Annotated in this window: 4 protein-coding genes; 1 reads left to right on the forward strand and 3 read right to left on the reverse strand. The window is 64.9% G+C overall.

The window, feature by feature from the left end:
- Nucleotides 1-333 (forward strand): substrate-binding domain-containing protein (locus ACLP25_RS19060; protein WP_442470736.1); only part of this gene is annotated, 333 nt, incomplete at its 5' end.
- Nucleotides 334-519: 186 nt separating this feature from the next.
- Here the strand turns inward: ACLP25_RS19060 and iolG are convergent.
- From iolG to ACLP25_RS19075, 3 genes are all read right to left on the reverse strand, one after another.
- Nucleotides 520-1,530 carry an inositol 2-dehydrogenase gene (gene iolG, locus ACLP25_RS19065; RefSeq protein ID WP_442470737.1) on the reverse strand — a complete coding sequence of 337 codons (1,011 nt, stop codon included), beginning with the start codon at nt 1,528-1,530 and terminating at the stop codon, nt 520-522.
- A complete protein-coding gene (locus ACLP25_RS19070; protein WP_442470738.1) occupies nt 1,530-2,675 on the reverse strand; it encodes a Gfo/Idh/MocA family protein in 1,146 nt (381 codons plus the stop codon). The genes iolG and ACLP25_RS19070 overlap by 1 nt, the downstream gene beginning before the upstream one ends.
- Nucleotides 2,676-2,694: 19 nt before the next feature.
- A partial coding sequence (locus ACLP25_RS19075) for a Gfo/Idh/MocA family protein (RefSeq protein WP_442470739.1) occupies nt 2,695-3,520 on the reverse strand: 826 nt, incomplete at its 5' end.

Raw genomic sequence — 3,520 nt, forward strand, 5'->3', positions numbered from 1 at the left:
CAGCCGCTGTCCGGCTACGACGCGACCCGATCGCTGATGGCGCTGAAGGTCCCGCCGACCGCGATCTTTTGCGCCAACGATATGATGGCGGTCGGCTGCTACGAGGCGCTGCGCGAGCTCGGGCTCAAAATCCCGGACGACGTGGCGGTGATGGGCTACGACGACCGCGAGATCGCCCAGCACCTGCATCCGCCGCTGACCACCGTGCTGCTGCCGCATTTCGAGATGGGCGCGATCGCCGCCGAATGGCTGATCGACGCGGTCGCTGGCCACGAGGCGCGGCCGCGGCCGATCAAGGTCGAGTGCCCGATCGTGATGCGGAAGTCCGTTTAGCGGTTCGAGTCTGAGGCTTGGCGCCCTCTTGGAGAGGTGACTGGAAGGCCGGCGCCCCCCCCCTTTGCCGCCGTTGCCGGCGGGTCGCGATACGGTTGGTTTGCGCAAGGACCGGATATTGGTTTATCTCGGATTCCCTGCTCTGGCGAGCCAGCCCGTCGATATGTGTGCCGATCCGTGACACGCTCAAGCCGGCCGCCATTCGCGATCGACGCCAACCGGTAAGCCCGTCTTCAGGGACACGATGGCAGCCTCGGCGAGCCTCTGCGCCTCCACCCCGTCGCGGATGTTGGCGAGCGACGGCGCGCCGTGCGTGATCATGGCGACGAACGTCTCCATTTCGGCGCGATAGGCGTCGGCGAAACGCTCAATGAAATAGTTCATCGGCGGCGCCGAGGTGTAGCCGGCGGCGCTTCCCACCGTCACCGTGTCGCGGGCGTGATTGTCGATGAAGAAGGCTTCCTTCGCGCAGAACGCTTCCAGTCGCTGGTCGTAGCCGAACGGCGCCCGACGCTGGTTGTTCATGCTGACGAGCTTGCCGGAAACCGTTGTCAGCACGATCATCGCGCAATCGATGTCCCCGGCCGCGCCGATGGCGGGATCGATCATCGAACCGCCGACGGCATAAACGGTCGCGATCTCCTCGCCGGTCAGATAGCGCGCCTGGTCGAAATCGTGGATCGCCTGATCGCGGAACATGCCGCCAGAGCGTTCGACGTAAGACACCTGAGGCGGCGCGGGATCGCGCGTGTGCATGACGATCTGTTCGAGATTGCCGGCCGCGCCGCTTGCGATCCGGTTGCGCACCGCCTTGAAGCTGGGATCGTAGCGGCGCTGAAAGCCGAGCATGCAGGCAACGCCCGAAGCCTCGACCGCTTCGGCAACCTTGAGCACGGTCGCGAAATCGAGACTGATCGGTTTTTCGCAGAAGATCGGCTTTCTCGCCGCCACCGCGTCAAGGATCAACTTCGCGTGCGTGTCGGTGGAACTCGCGACGATCACGCCGGCTACGTCCATGTCCGAGAACACGGTCGCCGCGTCGACAATTTGCGCCCCCGTCTCGGCCACCAGTTTCGCCCGTCCCTCGGAGGCGATCGGATCGACGATATATTTGAGCCGCGCGCCCGGTTGCTGAGCGGCGTCGCGACCATGCACAGAACCTATGCGGCCGGCGCCGAAGATGGCGAGGTCGAGCATCACGAAAGCTCCCCGACGATTTCGGAAATCTTTACCCAGCGGCGTTCGTCCTGCGAGCGCAGCACGGCGTCGACGACGGATGCTGTGTGCACGGCGTCGCGGAACGTCGGCCACAAGGGCTTGCCCTCCGTGACGCCGAGAATCATGTCCTTCATCTCGACCACGATCATGTCGTTGTAGCCGAAGCCATGCCCGGCCCCGATGCAGAAGCTGCCGTAGTCCGGATGCTCGGGGCCGATCAGCAGCGTGCGATAGCCGCGCCGATTGGAGGCGTCGCCGGCCGAATAGAACTGCAATTCCGACAGGCGCTCCTGATCGAAGAAGAGGGCGCCCTTCGTGCCGGTCACCTCGTAGGTGAGCCCCATCTTGCGGCCGGCGGCGATGCGGCTGGCCTCGAACGCGCCGAGCGCGCCGCTCATGAATTTGGCGAGGAAATTGGTCTGGTCGTCGTTCTCGACCGGCTCAAGCACGCCGCCCTCGGCAGGGCGGGCCTTGTGCACCGTCTGGCTCTCGCCGACAACCTCGACGATCGGCCCGCACAAATAGTGCGCGAGATTGACGATATGCGAGGCGAGATCGCCGAGCGCGCCGGCGCGGCTCGCATACTTGGCCTTGAGCCGCCAGTTCATCGGCGATGACGGGTCCATCAGATAGTCTTCGTTGTGAGTCCCGCGGAAATGGATGACGTCGCCGATCTCGCCGGCCTCGATCATCTGTTTGGCGAGCTGCGTCGCCGGGTTCCTCATGTAGTTGAAGCCGACGAGCGTCTTCACTTCGGCGCGTTCGGCCGCAAGCGCCATGTCATGCGCGTCTCGGGCCGACAGCGACAGAGGCTTTTCGCATAAGACAGGCTTGCCGGCAGCGATTGCCGCGAGCGCCATCTCCTTATGCAACCAAGTGGGCGAGCCGATCCCGACGACGTCGACGTCCGGGTCCGCGACAAGCTTCCGCCAGTCGCCGGTCGAGCGCGCAAAGCCGAAAGCGCCAGCCTTCTTCTCGGCGCCCTTCGCGTCCGTCGTCGCGATCATCTCGAGCCTCGCGCGCACAGGAAGCTCGAAAATCGTCGAAACCGAGCTCAGTGCGATCGCATAAGCCTTGCCCATGTAGGCCGCGCCGATAACGCCGAAGCGAATCTCCTTGCCCATGCGGTCCTCCCGTTTGCTTTCAGCTGACTGCCGTCCATGCCTTGGTCCGCACCGATCGCTCGATGGCGTCGATGATCCGCTGGTTCTCGAGGCCGAAGGCAAAGTTGGGATAGCAGTCGCTCTGCCTGCATACGCCCTCGATCAGGTCGCGCGCCTCGATCACCTTGACGTCGAAGTAGCCGAGGCCTCCTCCGGCGAAGTCGAAGCCGAAGAAGGCGGCGTACTGCGAAACTTGGCTGCCAGCGTAGATCGTCTTGAAGCCGCGGTCGGGCTTCGGGTCGTCGAAGCGCGAGATCTTCAGCTCGTTGAAGCGCTCGCCGTCCATGATGATCGTGCCCTTGGTTCCGGACACTTCCCAGTAGACGCCGAACACCTTGCCCGCCGCCACGCGCGAGGCTTCGATCACGCCGCCGGCGCCGCTCTTGAAGCGGACCAAAGTCTGGATCTGGTCCTCGTTCTCAACCGTAGCGCGCGGCGCGTCGGCGCCCGCTTTGGCGGCGTAGCCCGATCCGCCCTGCGGCACGGGCCGTGTCGGGAAGAAGGTCTGCTCGGAGGCGACCACGCTCTCGGCCTCGCCCATCAGATATTGCGCGACCGCGATCACGTGCGAGCCAAGATCGCCGAGCGCGCCCGAGCCCGCCTCCTTGCGGGTGAGGCGCCAGGAGAACGGCAGGTCGGGATCGTTGTAGAACCCCTGGTCGAACCAGCCGCGAAACCGCATCGGCGCTCCGATATCGCCGTTGTCGATGAGGCGCTTCGCCAGCATCGCCGCCGGCGTCTTGATGTTGTTGAAGGCGACCATGGTCTTGACGCCGGCCTTTTTCGCCGCCGCCGTCATCGCCTCC

It is taken from the genome of Roseiarcus sp. (assembly GCF_052145395.1).
Taxonomy (GTDB): domain Bacteria; phylum Pseudomonadota; class Alphaproteobacteria; order Rhizobiales; family Beijerinckiaceae; genus Roseiarcus.